17 protein-coding genes and 1 riboswitch are annotated in these 17,109 nt (G+C 73.4%); of the genes, 8 read left to right on the forward strand and 9 right to left on the reverse strand.

Annotated features, from left to right (window positions below; all coding sequences use genetic code 11):
* Positions 1-27: 27 nt before the first annotated feature.
* The 3 genes from ACIBCJ_RS08920 to ACIBCJ_RS08930 form a co-directional block, all read right to left on the reverse strand.
* Complete coding sequence (locus ACIBCJ_RS08920) at positions 28-1,164, reverse strand: hypothetical protein (protein ID WP_362508856.1); 1,137 nt, start codon at positions 1,162-1,164, stop codon at positions 28-30.
* A gap of 115 nt (positions 1,165-1,279) precedes the next feature.
* Positions 1,280-2,002: an isochorismatase family protein gene (locus tag ACIBCJ_RS08925; RefSeq protein WP_362098899.1), complete on the reverse strand. Its 723-nt coding sequence runs from the start codon at positions 2,000-2,002 to the stop codon at positions 1,280-1,282.
* A complete protein-coding gene (locus tag ACIBCJ_RS08930; RefSeq protein WP_362098896.1) occupies positions 2,002-2,592 on the reverse strand; it encodes a cysteine hydrolase family protein in 591 nt (196 codons plus the stop codon). The genes ACIBCJ_RS08925 and ACIBCJ_RS08930 overlap by 1 nt, the downstream gene beginning before the upstream one ends.
* 161 nt (positions 2,593-2,753) lie before the next feature.
* On the opposite strand from ACIBCJ_RS08930, the gene ACIBCJ_RS08935 reads away from it, so the two are divergent.
* From ACIBCJ_RS08935 to ACIBCJ_RS08955, 5 genes are all read left to right on the forward strand, one after another.
* On the forward strand, positions 2,754-3,755 hold the full coding sequence (locus ACIBCJ_RS08935; RefSeq protein ID WP_362098893.1) for a DJ-1/PfpI family protein: 1,002 nt from the start codon (positions 2,754-2,756) through the stop codon (positions 3,753-3,755).
* 102 nt (positions 3,756-3,857) lie between these two features.
* Positions 3,858-4,703: a methyltransferase domain-containing protein gene (locus ACIBCJ_RS08940; RefSeq protein ID WP_365979227.1), complete on the forward strand. Its 846-nt coding sequence runs from the start codon at positions 3,858-3,860 to the stop codon at positions 4,701-4,703.
* A gap of 53 nt (positions 4,704-4,756) precedes the next feature.
* Positions 4,757-5,593: a helix-turn-helix domain-containing protein gene (locus ACIBCJ_RS08945; protein ID WP_365979228.1), complete on the forward strand. Its 837-nt coding sequence runs from the start codon at positions 4,757-4,759 to the stop codon at positions 5,591-5,593.
* 85 nt (positions 5,594-5,678) lie between these two features.
* On the forward strand, positions 5,679-6,149 hold the full coding sequence (locus ACIBCJ_RS08950; protein WP_365979229.1) for a cupin domain-containing protein: 471 nt from the start codon (positions 5,679-5,681) through the stop codon (positions 6,147-6,149).
* Positions 6,146-6,865, forward strand: coding sequence for a GDSL-type esterase/lipase family protein (locus ACIBCJ_RS08955; RefSeq protein WP_365979230.1), 720 nt, complete (start codon positions 6,146-6,148; stop codon positions 6,863-6,865). Before ACIBCJ_RS08950 ends, ACIBCJ_RS08955 begins: the two co-directional genes overlap by 4 nt.
* Here ACIBCJ_RS08955 and ACIBCJ_RS08960 read toward each other — a convergent pair.
* The 6 genes from ACIBCJ_RS08960 to ACIBCJ_RS08985 form a co-directional block, all read right to left on the reverse strand.
* The gene (locus ACIBCJ_RS08960) at positions 6,831-7,718 is read right to left on the reverse strand and encodes an ECF transporter S component (protein WP_365979231.1); all 888 of its coding nucleotides are present in this window, start codon (positions 7,716-7,718) and stop codon (positions 6,831-6,833) included. The two genes, ACIBCJ_RS08955 and ACIBCJ_RS08960, sit on opposite strands and share 35 nt — an antisense overlap.
* Positions 7,715-9,400: an ATP-binding cassette domain-containing protein gene (locus ACIBCJ_RS08965; RefSeq protein WP_365979232.1), complete on the reverse strand. Its 1,686-nt coding sequence runs from the start codon at positions 9,398-9,400 to the stop codon at positions 7,715-7,717. The genes ACIBCJ_RS08960 and ACIBCJ_RS08965 overlap by 4 nt, the downstream gene beginning before the upstream one ends.
* Complete coding sequence (locus ACIBCJ_RS08970; RefSeq protein ID WP_365979233.1) at positions 9,397-10,638, reverse strand: energy-coupling factor transporter transmembrane component T; 1,242 nt, start codon at positions 10,636-10,638, stop codon at positions 9,397-9,399. The genes ACIBCJ_RS08965 and ACIBCJ_RS08970 overlap by 4 nt, the downstream gene beginning before the upstream one ends.
* A gap of 76 nt (positions 10,639-10,714) precedes the next feature.
* Positions 10,715-11,359 carry an SCO2322 family protein gene (locus ACIBCJ_RS08975; protein WP_365979234.1) on the reverse strand — a complete coding sequence of 215 codons (645 nt, stop codon included), beginning with the start codon at positions 11,357-11,359 and terminating at the stop codon, positions 10,715-10,717.
* Positions 11,356-12,603: a prenyltransferase/squalene oxidase repeat-containing protein gene (locus tag ACIBCJ_RS08980; RefSeq protein ID WP_365979235.1), complete on the reverse strand. Its 1,248-nt coding sequence runs from the start codon at positions 12,601-12,603 to the stop codon at positions 11,356-11,358. Before ACIBCJ_RS08980 ends, ACIBCJ_RS08975 begins: the two co-directional genes overlap by 4 nt.
* 130 nt (positions 12,604-12,733) lie before the next feature.
* Positions 12,734-12,824, reverse strand: a riboswitch (cobalamin riboswitch).
* 149 nt (positions 12,825-12,973) lie between these two features.
* Positions 12,974-13,651: a TetR family transcriptional regulator gene (locus tag ACIBCJ_RS08985; RefSeq protein ID WP_365979236.1), complete on the reverse strand. Its 678-nt coding sequence runs from the start codon at positions 13,649-13,651 to the stop codon at positions 12,974-12,976.
* Positions 13,652-13,813: 162 nt separating this feature from the next.
* Between ACIBCJ_RS08985 and ACIBCJ_RS08990 the strand changes: the two genes are divergently transcribed.
* Genes ACIBCJ_RS08990 through ACIBCJ_RS09000 form a run of 3 tightly spaced genes read left to right on the forward strand, consistent with a single transcriptional unit; the run spans position 13,814 to position 17,015 of the window.
* Positions 13,814-15,211, forward strand: a complete 1,398-nt coding sequence (locus ACIBCJ_RS08990) for a glycosyltransferase family 4 protein (protein WP_365979237.1) — start codon at positions 13,814-13,816, stop codon at positions 15,209-15,211.
* Positions 15,205-15,939, forward strand: coding sequence for a class I SAM-dependent methyltransferase (locus ACIBCJ_RS08995; protein WP_109031652.1), 735 nt, complete (start codon positions 15,205-15,207; stop codon positions 15,937-15,939). Before ACIBCJ_RS08990 ends, ACIBCJ_RS08995 begins: the two co-directional genes overlap by 7 nt.
* Complete coding sequence (locus tag ACIBCJ_RS09000; protein ID WP_362098859.1) at positions 15,936-17,015, forward strand: prenyltransferase; 1,080 nt, start codon at positions 15,936-15,938, stop codon at positions 17,013-17,015. Before ACIBCJ_RS08995 ends, ACIBCJ_RS09000 begins: the two co-directional genes overlap by 4 nt.
* The last annotated feature ends 94 nt before the right edge of the window (positions 17,016-17,109 follow it).

Below are 17,109 nucleotides of genomic sequence, written 5' to 3' on the forward strand. Positions count from 1 at the left end.
GCCTCGGGGACGGGGGACGCCGGGTGGTCACACCGTCGCGGTGTGCCCGGTGATCGGGCAGGTGCCCGCCGCCGCCGTCGCGGCGAAACCGGCCGTCCTCGCGACGGGCGCCGTGCCGCCGATCTGCTGGAGGATCTCGTCGGAGAGGAGGTCCTCCTTGCCCTTGAGGGCGTCGGCGACCTTGAGGTCGGTGTTGAAGACCATCTCGGCGGCGACGTTGTCCTGGACGATGCGGGCCAGGTTGTCCAGGGCCACGGCGATCGGGTCCGAGGGCGTCTCCACGGTCGGCAGGTCGATCAGGTGGGTGTCCACCTTCGCCTGGTTCATGGTGCGGCGGATGATGATGGACGCCTGGTTCAGCTCGGCCGTGGTCCAGATCGACAGCACCGTGACGTAGAGATCGCTCCACGCCGTCTCGCCGATCAGCGTGCGCCACCGCTTCATCAGGCCCTCGATGCCGGTGATCTGCGCGGTGGCGGCGAAGGTCATGTTGACGCGGATGGACGGATAGACCGTGGCGGCGAACCTGTTGAACGACACCATGTCGAACGCCTGCGCCTTGACGGACGCGTCGATGAACTTGACGGCCTCGCTCAGGATCCGGTCGCAGGAGTTCTCCAGGTCGAGCGGCAGATTCGCCGTGCCGAGCTTGGTGTACGCCGTCTGGAGCGTGGTCCTGAAGGCGTTCAGCGGGGTGATCCAGCCCTTGTCGCCGGGTGTCCTGGTGACGACCATGGCGAGGTCGTGCGGGTCGATGCGGTCCGCGTTGGGGATGTTGGGGACCTGTTCGCCGAGGTAGGAGGCGAGGATCGAGAAGAGGCCCAGGGGGACGTGGGCGATCGACTTGGCCAGTTCGAAGTACTCCGGAACCGGGTCGACGGTCTCGACCTGCTTGCCGCCGTTGATGAGGGTGAAGCGTCCGCCGACCGCGTTGTTCGAGACGACGACGACCGGGCTGAGCTGTGTGGTCAGTTCGCTCTTGAGGGTCGCGTAGTTGGCGCGCATCCTCGCGTTGACGGCGCGTATCGCGTCGCGTGCGGCCTTCTGGTCGGTCGCGGTGGTGCCCGTGGTGGCCGCCGAGGCGGTGGAGGCGGTCTGGCCCGTGAGTAACGTCGCCGCCCCGACGGCCGACGCGGTGCCCAGAAATCCTCTACGTGTTGCCATGCCCCGTTTTCCTGCTCTCTTGGGTGAGTGAAAGTGCCTTGTGGCGTGGGGGGGAACAGCGTGGGGGGAAATCAGGGTGGGGGGACGTGCGGGTGCTTCAGGGTGGGGGGAAGTCTCAGGTCAGGGACTTCTGCGACGGGACCACGACTCCGTAGAGATCCTGGACCGTGGCGAGAGCGGCCTCGTGGACCTGCTGCGCGGGAATGCCGTCCGGGTCGCCCTTCAGGGGCAGCGGCCGGGTCGCGGAGGCGTCGGCCACCACGGTCGGCTTGTTGCCGTTGAGGAAGGCCCCCTGGGTGGTGAACAGCGTGCACATGTTGGTCATGAAGCCCGCGATGATGACGTTCTCCCGGCCGGCCTTCTTCACCTGCGCGGCGAGGTCGGTGCCGTGGAAGCCGTTCGGGACGCTCTTCTCGACGACGGGCTCGCCCTCGGCCGGCTTCAGCGCCGGGATGATCTGACCCGCCTTCGACTTCAGGTCGTAGCCCTTGTCGACGATGTGGATGACCGGCGTACCCGCCGCACGGGCCCGCTTCAGGAGCGCCGCGGTGTTGTCCACGGCCGGCTTCCAGCCGTCGAGTTCCATCACACCCTCGGTGTAGGTGTTCTGGTAGTCGACGAGGATGAGCGTCGCGTCGGAGAGCGTGGCCGGGGTCTCGTCCAGGCCGTTGAGCTCGCGCAGCGTCGTGGTGTCCTTCGCGACGTTGGCCGCCGCGGTGGTGGCGGAGGCCGACGGCTCGCCCTCGGAGGAGGCGGCCTCCGACTCGCCGCACGCGGTGGCGGTGACGGCGAGGACGGTGGCGGCGGCGAGTGCGGCGGCCGGGCGGAGCAGCTTCATCAGGCGATCTCCTTCTGCGACGCAACGACGACGCCGTACAGGTCGGCGATGGTGGCGAGCGCGCCGTAGTGCACCTGGCGGGCGTCCACCTCGGTGCCCGCGACGGGCAGCGCACGGGTGGCGCTGGCGTCGGCCACCACGGTGGGACGGTTGCCGCGCAGGAAGGCGCCCTGGGCGGTGAAGGCCACGCACATGTGCGTCATGAAGCCGGCGATGACGACGTCGCTGTGGCCCGCGGCGTCCACGTGCTCGGCGAGGTCCGTGTCCACGAAGGCGTTCGGCACCTTCTTGACGACCACGGTCTCGCCGTCGAGCGGGGCCACGCTCGGGTGGATCTGCCCGATCTCGGCCCGGATGTCGTACGGCGTGCCCTCGCCGCCGTCGTTGACGACGTGGATGACCTTCGCGCCCTCCTGGCGGGCCCGGGCCAGCAGTTCGGCGGCGGCGTCGAGCGCCTCCCGCCAGCCGTCCAGCTCCATGACGCCGGTCGTGTAGGTGTTCTGGTAGTCGACGAGGATCAGCGTGGACCCGGCGAGCTTCGCCGGGGTCTGGTCGAAGCCGTTGAGCTCGCGCAGCGTCGTTCTGGGCATGGGGAACCACCTGGATTCACGTGGAGGGGAAGGCAGTTCACCGGTGCGGTGAGCTGCGCCTACGACGCTATGGCCACCGGCCCGTGTCGGCAATGTCGTCTAACATGCAGATACCGACATGGCAGATACCGGCATGACGGTCGCCGAACCTGGGGGGTCCCTTGAGCACCGTCGGACGACTGATCGCGATCGTCCTCTTCGAGGACGTCGACCTGCTCGACGTCACCGGACCGCCGGAGGTGTTCTCCCTCGCGCGCCGCGAGACCGACGAGGCGGCGGGCTACGACGTCGTCCTCGCCGCCGAGACCATGGACCCGGTCATCACCGGCGCCGGGGTCCGGGTCCTGCCCGACACCACCTTCGACGAGCTGGCCACCCGGCGCATCGACACCCTGATCGTGCCCGGCGCCGTACGGATGGACGACCAGCGCCGCGTGCACCCGCTCACCGACCCCGCCGTGGTGGAGCGGGTCCGGCAGCTCGCCGGCCGGACCCGGCGGGTCACCTCCGTCTGCGTCGGGGCGCACATCCTCGCGGCCGCCGGCCTCCTCGACGGCAAGCGCGCCACCACCCACTGGTCGACCGCGCGGCAACTCGCCGACGAGCACCCGGCCATCGAGGTCGACGCCGACCCGATCTTCATCCGCGAGGGCGACGTGTGGACGGGCGCGGGGATCAGCGCCTGCCTCGACCTGTCCCTCGCGCTGATCGCCGACGACCTCGGGGAGGCCGTCGCGCTGCGCGTGGCCCGGCAGCTCGTGATGTACCTGAAACGGCCCAGCGGGCAGAGCCAGTTCAGCGTGCCCCTGGAGCAGGTCTCCGCGACCCGGCGCATCGAGGACCTCCGCCACCACATCCTGCGCAACATCGCCGCACCCCTCACCGTCGCCGACCTCGCGGCCCACGCCCACGTCGGCGACCGGCAGCTCACCCGCATCTTCAAGACCGAACTCGGCACGACCCCGCACGCCTACGTCGAGTCGGCGCGCGTGGAAGTGGCCCGCCAGCAGCTCGAATCCACCGACGCGACCCTCGAACGCGTCGCCTCCGCCTGCGGCTTCGGCACCGTCGACACCCTGGTCAGGGCCTTCCGCCGCAGACTCGACACGACACCGACCGAGTACCGCCGCCGCTTCCGGACCGGCGCGGGCGCCCAGGGCTAGGCCGGCTTCGCCGACGGCCTACGGGCCTCGCGCAGCTTTCAGGCCGGTCTCGTGCGGCCCCCCACTGGCACCCCGTCGAGGGACCGCATAACTTGTGCGCTCGTGACCGATGTTCCGAAGAAGCGCCCGACTCCACGGGACCTCGGCCGGGTGTTCAACGAGGTGCCGGAGCTCTACGACCGGGTCCGGCCGGGATACCCCGACGAGCTGTTCGCGGACCTCGTCGCCGTCACCGGTGCGGACGACAGGTCGTCGGTGCTGGAGGTGGGCTGCGGCACCGGTCAGGCGACGCGCTCGCTGGCGGCACTCGGATGCTCGGTGACCGCCGTCGAGCCGGGCGCAGACATGGCCGCGCTCGCTCGCCGAAAGCTCGCATCCTTGCGCAACGTCGAGGTCGAGACGTCGACGTTCGAGGAGTGGGACGGCGGCGGCCGACGCTTCGATGTTGTCGTGGCCGCGTCGTCGTGGCACTGGGTCGACCCGCCGACCGGCTGGCAGCGGGCGCACGACGTGCTCCGTCCCGGAGGCTGGATGGCGCTGCTCGGCCACGTCGTCGTCCGCCGGCCGGGAGAGCCGGAGGTGTACGCCGAGACCGCCGATCTCCATGAGCGGTTCTGCCCCGGGAACCCCGGCTGGGGTCATCCGCCGCTGGAGGACCACGTGCGCGCCACCGACGAGGGCTGGGGCCGGGTCGACGCTCCCGGAGGACTGTTCGGCCAGGCGATCGTGCGCTGGTGTCCGACCGTTCAGTGGTTCGACGGGGACGGCTTCGCCGATCACCTTCGCTCGTTGTCGCTGTACCGCAAGCTCGACCGCGACGTCCGTGAGCCCCTGCTCGACGCCGTGGCCGAGCGCATCCGCACGCGGATGGGTGATCGGGCATCACGCCGTTACCTGAGCTTCCTGCGTGTCGGACAGCGCGTCGAGCGAGCCGGGAAACGGTGGTGACCGGTCCTCGGACCGCGAACTCCCCGTGCGGGGCGGCTCGTACACTGGTGCGGATGGAGGACCACACGGCCACCGGGATCAGTGCACGTCCGGCGCCCGTCCTGCGGGAGTACGTCTCCTCGTACGTCGGCTTCGACCTCCGCGGGCTCCCGACGGGGGTGCACTGCGGCCCGCCGGGCCGTGCGCTCACCGCGGTGATCAGCCTGTCGGATCCCCTGGAGGTGGCGGCGGGCGTCGACGACGGGTCACCGGTCACCCCGTTCGACAGCGTGGCCGGCGGTCTGATGTGCCGGTCCGTCGCGATCCACCACGACGGCCGCCAGCACGGTGTTCAGGTGGCGCTGACACCGCTCGGGGCCCGGGCCGTCTACGGCATGCCCTCCGCCGAACTCGCCCGCCGGCTGGTCCCCCTCGACGAGCTTCTCGGAGCGCTCACCGTCGAGCTGGTCGACCGGCTCCGAGCGGCGACCACGTGGGCGGCCCGGTTCGCCGCGCTGGACGAGTTGCTCCTCCGGGCCGTCGGCCGTGACGCCCGCGACGACCACGGGCGCCGGGTGCGCCCCGAGGTGGCCGAGGCGTGGCGCCGCCTCGTCGCCGCGCGGGGACGCGTCCGGGTCGGCGCGGTCGCCGCGGAACTCGGCTGGAGCCGCCGGTACCTCACCGAGCGGTTCCGCGGTGAGGTGGGCCTGTCGCCGAAGACCCTCGCCCGCGTCCTGCGCTTCGAGCACGCCCACGAACTCGCGGCGGCGCGGAACCCGCTCCCGTGGGGCGAGGTGGCGACCGTCTCCGGCTACGCCGACCAGGCCCATCTCGTGCGGGACTGGCGCGAGTTCACCGGCCGGTCGCCGACGGCCTGGCGGCGCGGCGAAGTCCTTCTCGGAGCCGGGTAGCCGGGCAGCCGCCGACTCCCTTCGCCTCCGCTTCCCTTCCCTTTTCTTCAAGACCGCCCGATCGCCGTCGTGGACGATCGTGGGCATGAGACTCGGCAACCACGCACGCAAGGCCATGGATCTGCGGACCACTCCCGTGCACCTCGGACTGGGATCGACGGCGAGACCCGTCGAGGGTTTCGCCTGGGATCCGGAGGTGCTGCGCGCCTACAGCGCCGCGGTCGCGGCGGACGGCGCCGAGGGCCGGATGGTCATGGTCTTCGACGGCGAGGGGCCCGGCGACCACGAGGAGCGCCACCCCGCGGGTGACGAACTCGTCGTGTGCCTCAGCGGCTCCGTGACGGTCACCCGTGACGTGGACGGGGTGCCCGACCACGTCAGGCTCGGGCCGGGCGAGGCCACCGTCAACCCGGCCGGGGTGTGGCACGTGGTGGACATGGACGGGCCGGCGACCATCCTGGCCGTCACCGCGGGCCTCGGCACCGACCACCGGCCTCGGACCGGCACCCGCCCGGCGGACCGCGTCGGCACGCCCAGCGCGCAGGAGACGCCGTGACGACCCGCATCGCGTGCCTCGGCGACAGCCTCACCCGCGCGCAGTTCAGCGCCGACTACCTGGAACCCCTCGGCCGGCGCCACGCTCCCGGCGACGTACGGCCGGCCCGTTTCGGTGCCAACGGCGACTTCGCCCACAACCTCTTGCAGGGCCTCGACGCCGTCGTCGCGGACCCACCCGAGGTGATCACCGTGCTGATCGGTACCAACGACGCCCGAGCGAGCCTCGCCGGCTACCCCGTCGAGCAGGCCATGAAGCGCAAGCGGCTCCCCGAGCGCCCGTCGGCCGGCTGGTTCCAGCAGTGTCTGGGAGCCGTCGTCGCACGGCTGCGCGCGGAGACCGACGCGACGATCGGGCTGCTGTCGATACCAGTACTCGGCCAACAGCTCGACGGGGCGGCGGCCCAGGCGTCGCTGGCGTACAGCCGGTTGATCGCCGAGGTCGCCGCCGCCGACGAGGTGGCCTACCTTCCGCTCCACGAACGCCAGACGGAGGAACTGCGCCGAGCGGACCCGCCGCCAATCCCGTACCGGGAGGTGACGCCCGCGGCGGCCGTCGGCGTGCTCGTCCAGCGCGCGGTGCTGCGCCGCGGCCTCGACACGATCTCGCGGCGGCGGGGCCTCGTGCTCACGACCGACCACATCCACCAGAACAGCCGCGGCGCCGCCCTCATCGCCGAGGTCATCGACACCGGTCTGCTGACCCGGAGGGTGTAGCCGGTCCGGCGCCCGGCCGGTCGGATGCCTCCTCGAACGTGACCGGTGCCTCGAAGGCCGCCCTGCGGGTCGCGCGGCGCAGGGCCTTGAGGAGGGGGGTGCCGAGCGCCAGGGTCAGGACGACCGTCATGGCGGCGCGCCCGCCGTCCCAGCCCAGCGACGTGGCCAGGCAGTAGGAGAGGAAGCGGGCCAGGTTGTCGGGAACCGACGCGTCCGGGTCGAAGGCGATGTTCGATGCGAGGGTGTTCATGAAGGTCCAGCCCGCGAGGTTCATCACCGTGCCGTAGGCGAACGCCGCCAGGAAACCGTACGTGGCCAGCATCAGCAGCTCGGCGCGGCCGCGCAGCCGGTCGGGACCCGGCAGCAGGCCCGCGCCCATCGTGAACCAGCCCATCGACAGCATCTGGAACGGCATCCACGGCCCCACCCCGCCCGTGAGCAGCGCGGACGCGAACATCGTGATCGAGCCGAGGACGAAGCCGAAGCCGGGCCCGAGGACGCGACCGCTGAGGACCATGAGGAAGAACATCGGTTCCAGGCCGGCCGTCCCCGCGCCGATCGGGCGCAGCGCCGCCCCCGCCGCCGCCAGCACGCCGAGCATCGCCACCGCCTTGGGGCCCAGGCCCGACTCCGAGATCGTCGCCGCCACCACCGCCACCATCAGCACCAGCACGCCTGCGAACAGCCACGGCGCGTCCTGCGTGTGGGCGTTCAGCGAGGCGTCCGGCGGGGCCAGGAAGGGCCAGCCGAAGCCCGCCACACCCACCGCGCTGACCAGGACGAGGGCGGCGACCGAGCGGGGGCCGAGGCGGACGGCGCGGGCCTGGCGCTGGGGAGGGGGGCCGCCGGTCATGCCAGCGCCTCCCGCACCTGCGCCACCGTGAGCCACTTGCGCGGCGCCAGCACCTTGGCGACCTGCGGGGCGTAGGACGGGGAGGCCACCACCACGTCCGCGGCCGGACCGTCGGCGATCACCTCGCCCTCGGCGAGCAGCACGACCCGGTGGGCCAGCTCGGCGGCGAGTTCCACGTCGTGCGTCGCCAGCACGATCGCGTGACCCTCGGCGGCCAGACCGCGCAGGATGCCGGACAGCCGGGCCTTCGCCGCGTAGTCCAGGCCGCGCGTCGGCTCGTCCAGGAGGAGGAGCGGAGGGCGGGCCGTCAGGACGACGGACAGGGCGAGCGTCAGGCGCTGGCCCTCCGAGAGGTCCCGGGGGTGGGTGTCGTCCGTGACGCCGGGGAGCAGGTCGGTGAGGAGGGCACGGCAGGTGCCGGGCGTCGCGTCCGCGTCCCGGTCGGCGGCCGCGCACTCGGCGGCGACCGTGTCGGCGTAGAGCAGGTCGCGCGGCTCCTGCGGGACCAGGCCGACCCGGCGGACGAGGTCGCGGGGGGCCGTACGGTGCGGTACGGCGTCCCCGGCCCGCACCGCACCGGAGGACGGTTCGACCAGGCCGACCAGCGCGGACAGCAGGGTGGACTTCCCGGCGCCGTTGCGGCCCATCAGGGCGACCGTCTCGCCGGGGGAGACGGTCAGGTCGACATGGCGCAACGCCTGGACGCGGTCGCGGCGCACGGAGAGGGAACGGACCTCGGCGGCGTACGGGGCGGGGGCCGGCTCCGGGTGCTTCGCGCGGCGGCGCCACCGGGAGGCGGCGGGGCGCGGGGCGGGCGGCGCCGGGAGCACGGCGGAGGCCGGCGGGGTGTGGTCCGGGATCTCCCGGTCGGCCAGGCGCTCACGCAGCCCGGACGCACGGCGGCGGGCGTCCCGGACCGTCAGCGGCAGCGGGGACCAGCCCGCCAGCCTGCCCAGGCCCACCACCGGCGGGTACACCGGGGACACGGCCATCACCTCCGCCGGGGCGCCGAGGAGCGGTGCCTCGCCCGGGGCCGGGAGCAGGACGACCCGGTCGGCGTACTGGATGACCCGCTCCAGGCGGTGCTCGGCCATCAGGACCGTCGTACCGAGGTCGTGGACCAGGCGCTGGAGGACCGCCAGGACTTCTTCGGCGGCGGCGGGGTCCAGGGCGGAGGTCGGCTCGTCCAGGACCAGGACCTGAGGATGGGGGGTGAGGACGGAACCGATGGCGACCCGCTGCTGCTGGCCGCCGGAGAGCGTGGCGATCGGGCGGGAGCGGAGGTCGGACAGGCCCAGCAGGTCAAGGGTCTCCTCGACGCGGCGGCGCATCACGTCCGGGGCGAGCCCCAGCGACTCCATGCCGTACGCCAGCTCGTCCTCGACGGTGTCCGTCACGAAGTGGGAGAGCGGGTCCTGGCCGACCGTGCCCACCACGTCGGCGAGTTCGCGCGGCTTGTGGGTGCGGGTGTCGCGGCCGGCCACGGTGACCCGGCCGCTGAGCGTGCCGCCGGTGAAGTGCGGGACGAGGCCGCCGACCGCGCCGAGAACGGTGGACTTGCCGACCCCGGAGGGACCGGCGAGCAGCACGAGTTCGCCCTCCGGAACCTCGAAGTCCACGCCCCGTACGGTGGGTTCGGCCGCACCGTCGTAGGTGACCGACACGTCCTCGAAGCGGATCACGACGGCTCCTTCAGGGCGGTCTTGGGTGCGGGGGTCCGGGGTGCCGGGGTCTCGGGGGAGGAGGGCTCGGGCGCGGGGGTGACGAACGCGGGGAGCAGGCCGACGAGGACGGCCGCCGCCGGCCAGAGGGGCAGGGTGGGCGCGGTCAGCGGGACCACGCCCGGGTGCAGCGCCGCCGGATCGCGGGCGGCGGCGAGGAACAGCAGCGCGGCGACCGCCGCGCCGGAGGCGGTGACCAGCCACGCCCGGGCGTCCCAGCGGTCCGGGCGGTAGCGGGTGCGGACCGTGCGCCGTCCGCCGAGCCACAGCCCCGCGACCGCGGCGGCGACACCCGCCACGAGCACGGGGATGCCGTACGTGCCTCCCGCGGCGGTCAGCAGCCCGTACGTGCCCGCGCAGACGCCGAGCAGACCGCCCAGGGTGAGGGCGGCGGTGGTACGGCGGACGGGGGCCGGGACGCGTGCGGTACGGCCGTAGCCGCGGGCGTCCATCGCGGCGGCGAGGGCGACGGAGCGTTCCAGGGCGCCCTCCAGGACGGGGAGGCCCACCTGGAGCAGACCCCGTACGCCCCGGTCCGGGCGGCCGCGCAGCCGGCGGGCGGCGCGCAGACGCTGGACGTCGGCGATGAGGTTCGGCGCGAAGGTGAGGGCGACGACGACGGCGACGCCCATCTCGTAGAGGGCGCCGGGGAGGGACTTGAGGAGGCGGGAGGGGTTGGCCAGGGCGTTCGCGGCGCCGACGCAGATGAGGAGGGTGGCCAGCCTCATCGCGTCGTACAGCGAGAAGGCGAGGCCCTCCGCGGTGACCCGGCCGCCGAGGCGGATGCCCTGCGCCCAGTCGGGGAGGGGGACTTCGGGGAGGGTGACGAGGGTGTGGGTGCCGGGGACGGGGGAGCCGAGGAAGGTGGTGAAGAGGATGCGGATGACGATGACGGCGAGGGCCAGTTTGACGAAGGCTCCGTAGGAGCGGGACCAAGGGGCGTGCGGGCGGCGGGTGATGACGACGTAGGCGGAGACCGTGACGAGGAGGGCGAGGAGGAGGGGGTTGGTGGTGCGGGTGGCGGCGGTGCCGAGGGACAGGGCCCAGAGCCACCAGGCGCCGGGGTGTACGGGTGCGGTGAGTTGTCGGCGGGGGGTGGGGACGCTGGCCGGAGCTGACGGGGTGCCTCCCCCAGAGGGGGCACCCCCAGCGCCCACCCTCCCCCACGCTCGGCTTCGCTCGCGCGGGGGGACCCCCATCGCCCCAGCGGCACGACTGCCCGCAGGTTGCGGGGCATTGCTGCCCGCAGCTTGCGGGGGATCGTTGCGCGCTGGTTCAGCGGGTGGCATTCCTGCGCCGCCTTGCCTGCCAGGTGGCTGTGCCGGCCAGGGCGGCGATCACCGCGATGCCCGCGACGAGGCCGACCGAGGGGCCGCCCCCGTCGTCCGAGGTGTCCTGCTGCCGCGGGGCGGCCGTGTTCTTCCGCGACACCTGCTCCCCGCACCCCGACTTCGGATAGCCCGCGATCGCGCACAGCAGCGCGTTGGTGTCGTAGCGCAGGGGGCCGGCCACGGCGGCCAGGGCGTCGGCCGTCGTCGCGTCGGGGGAGACCCGGGCGCAGGCCGTGCGGGGGGCGGGCGGGGTCTCGCCGGGCGGGGCGTCGGGAGCCGTGCCGAAGTCGAGCACCAGCGCCACCCGCTTGCTGCCCCCCTCGGCCGGTGTCTTCGCGCAGACCGACGCGAAGTCGGCCGTGCCGCGTGGCCGGGCCGCGTCGTCCGAGTCCTCGCTCACCGAGAAGCGGAAGCCCTGCACGTCGCCGTCGGAGGGGCGGACCAGCGACGGGCCCTGGGTGGCGTAGACCCACGTGCCGCCGTCGCGGTCCCAGAAGGACCAGTAGCGGTACCCGGCGGCCTGCGCCTGGCCCGCGGTCCCGGTCAGCAGGAACGCGGCCAGGAAGAGGAGGACGACGCGGCGGGTCACGGCTGCTGCTTCTTGTTGCGGTTGCTCAGCAGGAAGCCGATGCCGATGCCGAAGACCAGGCAGACGCCGACGAACCACCAGACGCCGAAGGGGGAATCGTCGTCCTTCTTCTCGTCCTTGCCCTCGTCGCTCGCGGTCGCCGTGTCCTCCGCCGTCGCGCCCTGCGGGGCCGGGCCCGTCGCGTTCAGCCGTTCCACCAGGTCCGTGCCGCCGAAGTCGCGCGGGTCGGTGCCCGTGGCGTGGGCGGCGAAGATCAGCTGGGCGTAGGCGGCCGGGCCGCTCTCCGCGGCCCACGTCGCGGCGTTCTTCTTCAGCCAGGCCAGCGGCTCGGCCGCCCGGTCGGCGCCGCCCTGCGCGGCGAGGGCCACGACGGCGTCGGCGGTGTTGCCGTAGTCGGGCTGGTCGGCGGAGCCGCCGAGGGCGGAGACGAGGTGGCCCTTCTTCGCGAGCGTGGCGGTGAGGTACGCGCTGCCGTTGGCGGCGGCCTGCTCGCGGGTCGGCGCGTCCCCGTCGGCGCAGGCGGCGGCGCCGGACGGGGCGCCGGACTTGACGACCAGGCCCTTGCCGAGCGCGCCGAGGACGCCGGCGGCGGTCGCGTCCGCGTTGGGCAGGAGCTTGCCGTCCTTGTCGGGCTGGAAGGCGAAGGCGCCCGCGCCCTCGTCCTTCGCGCAGGGCAGGGCGAACGTCAGCAGGGCGTCGTAGGGGGACTTGCCGTCCTTCACGACCTTCGCCGGGTCCGTCTCCGTGGCGGTCAGGGCGCCGATGACGACGGAGGTGGAGTTGGCGTCGCTGGGGGTGCCGGGGCTGTAGCCCCAGCCGCCGTCCTTGTTCTGCACGGACTTCAGCCAGCCGAGGGCGTCCTCGACGACGTCGCCGTGCCCGCCGACGGCCCACAGCGCCTGGACGGCGGCGGCCGTGTTGTTGCTGTCGACCATGGTCTTGGCGTCACAGGCCTTGGCCGGGTCGGCGCGGAAGGGGGCGAAGGCACCGTTCGCGCACTGCTGGTCCGTGAGCCACTTCACGGCCTTCGACGACGGCACGACGCCCGCCGTGTCCTGCGCGAGCAGCGCGAGGGACTGGCGCCAGACCCCGTCGTACTGGGGGTCGGTGGTTCCGTACAGCCCGGACGGCGTGGACGCGGAGGCGGACGGCGACGGACCGGCGGCGACCGCGGGCGCGGTGGCGGCGCCGAGCACGGCTATGGCGGCCAGAGCCGCGGCGCTGCTGCGACGGCGGACGTTCATGATCGGCGGGTGCCTTTCCCTGTGCGAGGCCCGGCAGCACGGGGCACCCCCCGGCGGCTCGGCCCCGTATGCCTCGACGGTGCCCGTGCGCCGGCGGGCGCCGGGCACGTGAGCCGGTCACGTCCGTGCGGGGCAGTCCGGCTCACCGTCCGGGAGTCCCTCGGGGACTCGGCGGGCGGCTCACGGTTGCGGGTCAGCGCCGGAATTGCACCGGCTTCCCCCCGTACGGGTGATGACGACGCCGCCACTTTACCCGGCGGCGGGACGCGGGCCGAGGGGCGGCCGGACGGGAGGTGCGGGAGCGGCGCGGAGCCGGGCGGCGGGAGCGGCCCGGGAGGCGGGAGCGGCCGGCCGGGCCGGGCGGCGGCCCTCAGGAACGCCTGGCTTCGTCTCCCGCCGGGGTGTCCGTCGGGCCGTCGTCCGTCAGGTCGATCAGGCGGCAGACCGTCCCGATGTCCACCCGCACCTGGTCGAGGGAGGTGCGGCCGGCCAGCCAGGTGATCAGCGTCGAGAGCCAGGTGTGCTCGATGACGCGGACCGCGGAGAGCTGCCCCGGGGTCGGGTTCCGCGGGCCGCCCACGGCGTCCAGGATGATCGCCGCGGTCTGCCGGGAGACCCGGTCGACCTCCGGGGAGACACTGCGGTCGGCGAAGGTGAGGGCGCGGGCCATCGCCTCGGCCAGCCGGGGTTCGCGTCGCAGCGCGCCGAACGCCCGCATCAGCGTCTGCGCCACCCGGTCCGCCGCCGTCTCGCCGGTGGGCGGGCTCTCGCGCAGGGTGCCGTGCAGCCGCTCCAGCTGGTCGTGCATCGTGGCGACGAGCAGGTGGACCTTCGAGGGGAAGTAGCGGTACAGGGTGCCCAGGGCGACCTGCGAGGATTCCGCGACCTCGCGCATCTGGACCGCCTCGAAACCACCCCGGCAGGCCAGTTGGGCGGTGGCGCGCAGGATGCGGCCGCGGCGCTCCCGCTGACGCTCCGTGAGGGGCAGGGCCGTGGCGCGGTGCGCCGGACCCGGCGCCTCTGCCGCCGGCTTCTCCGCCTCGGTCACCTCGTCCCCCTCACGGCCGTGGCGCGAATCACCTGATCCACTCGTCACAGCCCGGCTACCTGCCGGTAGATTCGGAGGCTCTGACGATCAAGTCTGAAACTTGTTCTAGATTAGCCTCCCGACGTAGTGTCGCGGGACAGCGCAGCGAGAAGGGGGCCCAGAGTGACCGCCGAGGCCAGTCGGACGGCTCCCCGTCCGGAGCCCGCCGCCGACGGGTTGCGACCGCTCCGCATCGCACTCCTCACCTACAAGGGGAATCCGTTCTGCGGCGGCCAGGGCGTCTACGTCCGCCACCTCTCGCGCGAACTGGCCCGCCTCGGCCACCGCGTCGAGGTCATCGGCGCCCAGCCCTACCCGGTGCTGGACGTCGTCGACGGCCGCGAGGACCGGCTCTCCCTCACCGAGCTGCCCAGCCTCGACCTCTACCGCCAGCCCGACCCCTTCCGCACCCCGAAGCGGGGCGAGTACCGCGACTGGATCGACGCACTCGAGGTCGGCACCATGTGGACCGGCGGCTTCCCGGAGCCCCTGACCTTCTCGCTGCGCGCCCGGCGCCATCTGCGCGCCCGCCGCGGCGACTTCGACGTCGTGCACGACAACCAGACCCTCGGGTACGGGCTGCTGGGAGACGTGGGCGCCCCGCTCGTCACCACCATCCACCACCCCATCACCGTCGACCGGCAGCTGGAGCTGGACGCGGCCGACGGCCGCAAGCGCCGCTACTCGGTGCGCCGGTGGTACGCCTTCACCCGGATGCAGAAGCGCGTCGCGCGCCGACTGCCCTCCGTGCTCACCGTCTCCGGCACCTCCCGCCAGGAGATCGTCGACCACCTCGGCGTACGCGACGACCGCATCCACGTCGTCCACATCGGGGCCGACACCGACCTTTTCTCCCCCGACCCGTCGGTGCCGCGGGTGCCGGGCCGGATCGTGACCACGTCCAGCGCGGACGTGCCGCTCAAGGGCCTGGTCTTCCTCGTCGAGGCGCTCGCCAAGGCGCGCACCGAGCACCCCAGGGCGCACCTCGTCGTCGTCGGCAAACGGCCCGCCGAGGGACCCGTCGCGCAGGCGATCGAGCGGTACGGCCTCGAAGGCGCCGTCGAGTTCGTCAAGGGCATCTCCGACGCCGAGCTGGTCGACCTCGTGCGCTCCGCCGAAGTCGCGTGCGTGCCGTCGCTGTACGAGGGGTTCTCGCTGCCCGCCGCCGAGGCGATGGCGACCGGCACGGCGCTGCTCGCCACCACCGGCGGGGCCGTCCCGGAGGTCGCCGGACCCGACGGGGAGACCTGCCTCGCGGTGCCGCCGGGTGACGCGGACGCGCTGGCCGCCGGGTTGAACCGGCTGCTCGGCGACCGCGAACTGCGCGCCAGGCTCGGCGCCGCCGGACGGCAACGGGTGCTGAAGCACTTCACCTGGGCACGCGCTGCCGAGGGCACGGTCGCCCGGTACCGCGAGGCGATCGGAGAGCGCCCCTCCGCCACGGCCGCCCAGGAGGCCGTGCCCCCGACCCCGACCACCAGTGACACCGGCGTCTATCCCGAAAGCAGGGCCACGTGCTGACCGTCGACTTCTCCCGGTTCCCGCTCGCCCCGGGCGACCGCGTCCTGGACCTCGGCTGCGGCGCCGGCCGGCACGCGTTCGAGTGCTACCGGCGCGGGGCCCGGGTCGTCGCGCTGGACCAGAACGCCGAGGAGATCCGCGAGGTCGCCAAGTGGTTCGCGGCGATGGAGGAGGCCGGTGAGGCCCCGGCCGGTGCCACCGCCACCGCCATGGAGGGCGACGCGCTGGCCCTGCCCTTCCCCGACGAGTCCTTCGACGTCGTCATCATCTCCGAGGTGATGGAGCACATCCCCGACGACAAGGGCGTCCTCGCCGAGATGGTCCGCGTCCTCAAGCCCGGCGGACGCATCGCGATCACCGTGCCGCGCTACGGCCCCGAGAAGGTCTGCTGGACCCTGTCCGACGCCTACCACGAGGTCGAGGGCGGCCACATCCGCATCTACCGCGCCGACCAGCTCCTCGCCCGCATCCGCGAGGCCGGCCTCAAGCCGTACGGCACCCACCACGCGCACGCGCTGCACTCGCCGTACTGGTGGCTGAAGTGCGCGTTCGGCGTCGACAACGACAAGGCGCTGCCGGTGCGGGCGTACCACAAGCTGCTGGTGTGGGACATCATGAAGAAGCCGCTGGCGACGCGGGTCGCCGAGCAGGCGCTGAACCCGCTGATCGGCAAGAGCTTCGTGGCCTACGCGACCAAGCCGCACCTGCCGCCGGTGGACGCCGCGTGACGGCCTCGCGCTCCCCCCGCACCGAACACCTCGTCCTGCCCGGCGTCCTCACCGCCGCCGAGGCCGCCGCGACCGTCCGCGGCATCCTCGCCGTGCAGCGCGAGGACGGGGCGATCCCGTGGTTCCGCGGGCACCACCTCGACCCGTGGGACCACGTCGAGGCCGCGATGGCCCTGGACACGGCCGACGAGCACGAGGCCGCCGAGCGGGCGTACGCGTGGCTGGCGCGGCACCAGAACCAGGACGGCTCCTGGTACGCCGCCTACGCCGACGGGGACTCCGCCGACGTCACCGACCGCGGCCGGGAGACCAACTTCGTCGCGTACGTCGCCGTCGGCGTCTGGCACCACTACCTCGCCACCGGCGACGACACCTTCCTGGACCGGATGTGGCCCGTCGTCCACGCGGCCGTCGAGTTCGTGCTGCGCCTGCAGCAGCCGGGCGGGCAGATCGGCTGGCGCCGCGACGACGACGGCACGGACACCACGGATGCGCTGCTGACCGGCAGTTCGTCCGTCCACCACGCGTTGCGGTGCGCGCTGGCCATCGCCGAACAGCGCGAGGAGCCGCAGCCCGACTGGGAGTTGGCCGCGGGTGCACTGCGGCACGCCATCCGACGCCATCCGGAGCGGTTCCTGGACAAGGGCCGCTACTCGATGGACTGGTACTACCCCGTCCTCGGTGGCGCGCTGACCGGCACGGAGGCCAGGAGCCGCCTCACGGAGAGCTGGGACCGGTTCGTCGTCCCGGGCCTCGGTGTGCGCTGCGTCGTCCCCAACCCGTGGGTGACCGGCGGCGAGTCGGCCGAACTCGCGCTCGCCCTGTGGGCGGTGGGCGAGTCCGACCACGCGCTGGAGATCCTCCAGTCCATCCAGCACCTGCGGGACGCGGACAGCGGCCTGTACTGGACGGGCTACGTCTTCGAGGACGAGGCGATCTGGCCCCGCGAGCTGACCACCTGGACGGCCGGCTCGCTGCTCCTCGCCGTCGCCGCACTCGGCGGCCACGAGGCCACCTGCCAGGTCTTCGCCGGCGACCGCCTGCCGCGGGGCCTGGACCCGGACTGCTGCGTCTGACCGGCCGGGCGGGCGGTGGCCGGTGGCGGTCCGGCCCGCCGACGTGGCCCGGTCCGCGGTGGCGCGGGCCCGGTGCCCGTCGAAGTCGCTGCGT

Origin of the sequence: Streptomyces sp. NPDC051136 (assembly GCF_044455745.1) — a bacterium.
GTDB lineage: Bacteria > Actinomycetota > Actinomycetes > Streptomycetales > Streptomycetaceae > Streptomyces.

What these genes read in the sequence shown, in the direction of transcription:
- ACIBCJ_RS08920 (WP_362508856.1), bottom strand. Translation starts at nt 1,164, where the DNA reads ATGGCAACACGTAGAGGATTTCTGGGCACCGCGTCGGCCGTCGGGGCG.
- ACIBCJ_RS08930 (WP_362098896.1), bottom strand. Translation starts at nt 2,592, where the DNA reads ATGCCCAGAACGACGCTGCGCGAGCTCAACGGCTTCGACCAGACCCCG.
- ACIBCJ_RS08970 (WP_365979233.1), bottom strand. Translation starts at nt 10,638, where the DNA reads ATGGGGGTCCCCCCGCGCGAGCGAAGCCGAGCGTGGGGGAGGGTGGGC.
- ACIBCJ_RS08945 (WP_365979228.1), top strand. Translation starts at nt 4,757, where the DNA reads ATGGAGGACCACACGGCCACCGGGATCAGTGCACGTCCGGCGCCCGTC.
- ACIBCJ_RS08950 (WP_365979229.1), top strand. Translation starts at nt 5,679, where the DNA reads ATGAGACTCGGCAACCACGCACGCAAGGCCATGGATCTGCGGACCACT.
- ACIBCJ_RS08960 (WP_365979231.1), bottom strand. Translation starts at nt 7,718, where the DNA reads ATGACCGGCGGCCCCCCTCCCCAGCGCCAGGCCCGCGCCGTCCGCCTC.
- ACIBCJ_RS08925 (WP_362098899.1), bottom strand. Translation starts at nt 2,002, where the DNA reads ATGAAGCTGCTCCGCCCGGCCGCCGCACTCGCCGCCGCCACCGTCCTC.
- ACIBCJ_RS08980 (WP_365979235.1), bottom strand. Translation starts at nt 12,603, where the DNA reads ATGAACGTCCGCCGTCGCAGCAGCGCCGCGGCTCTGGCCGCCATAGCC.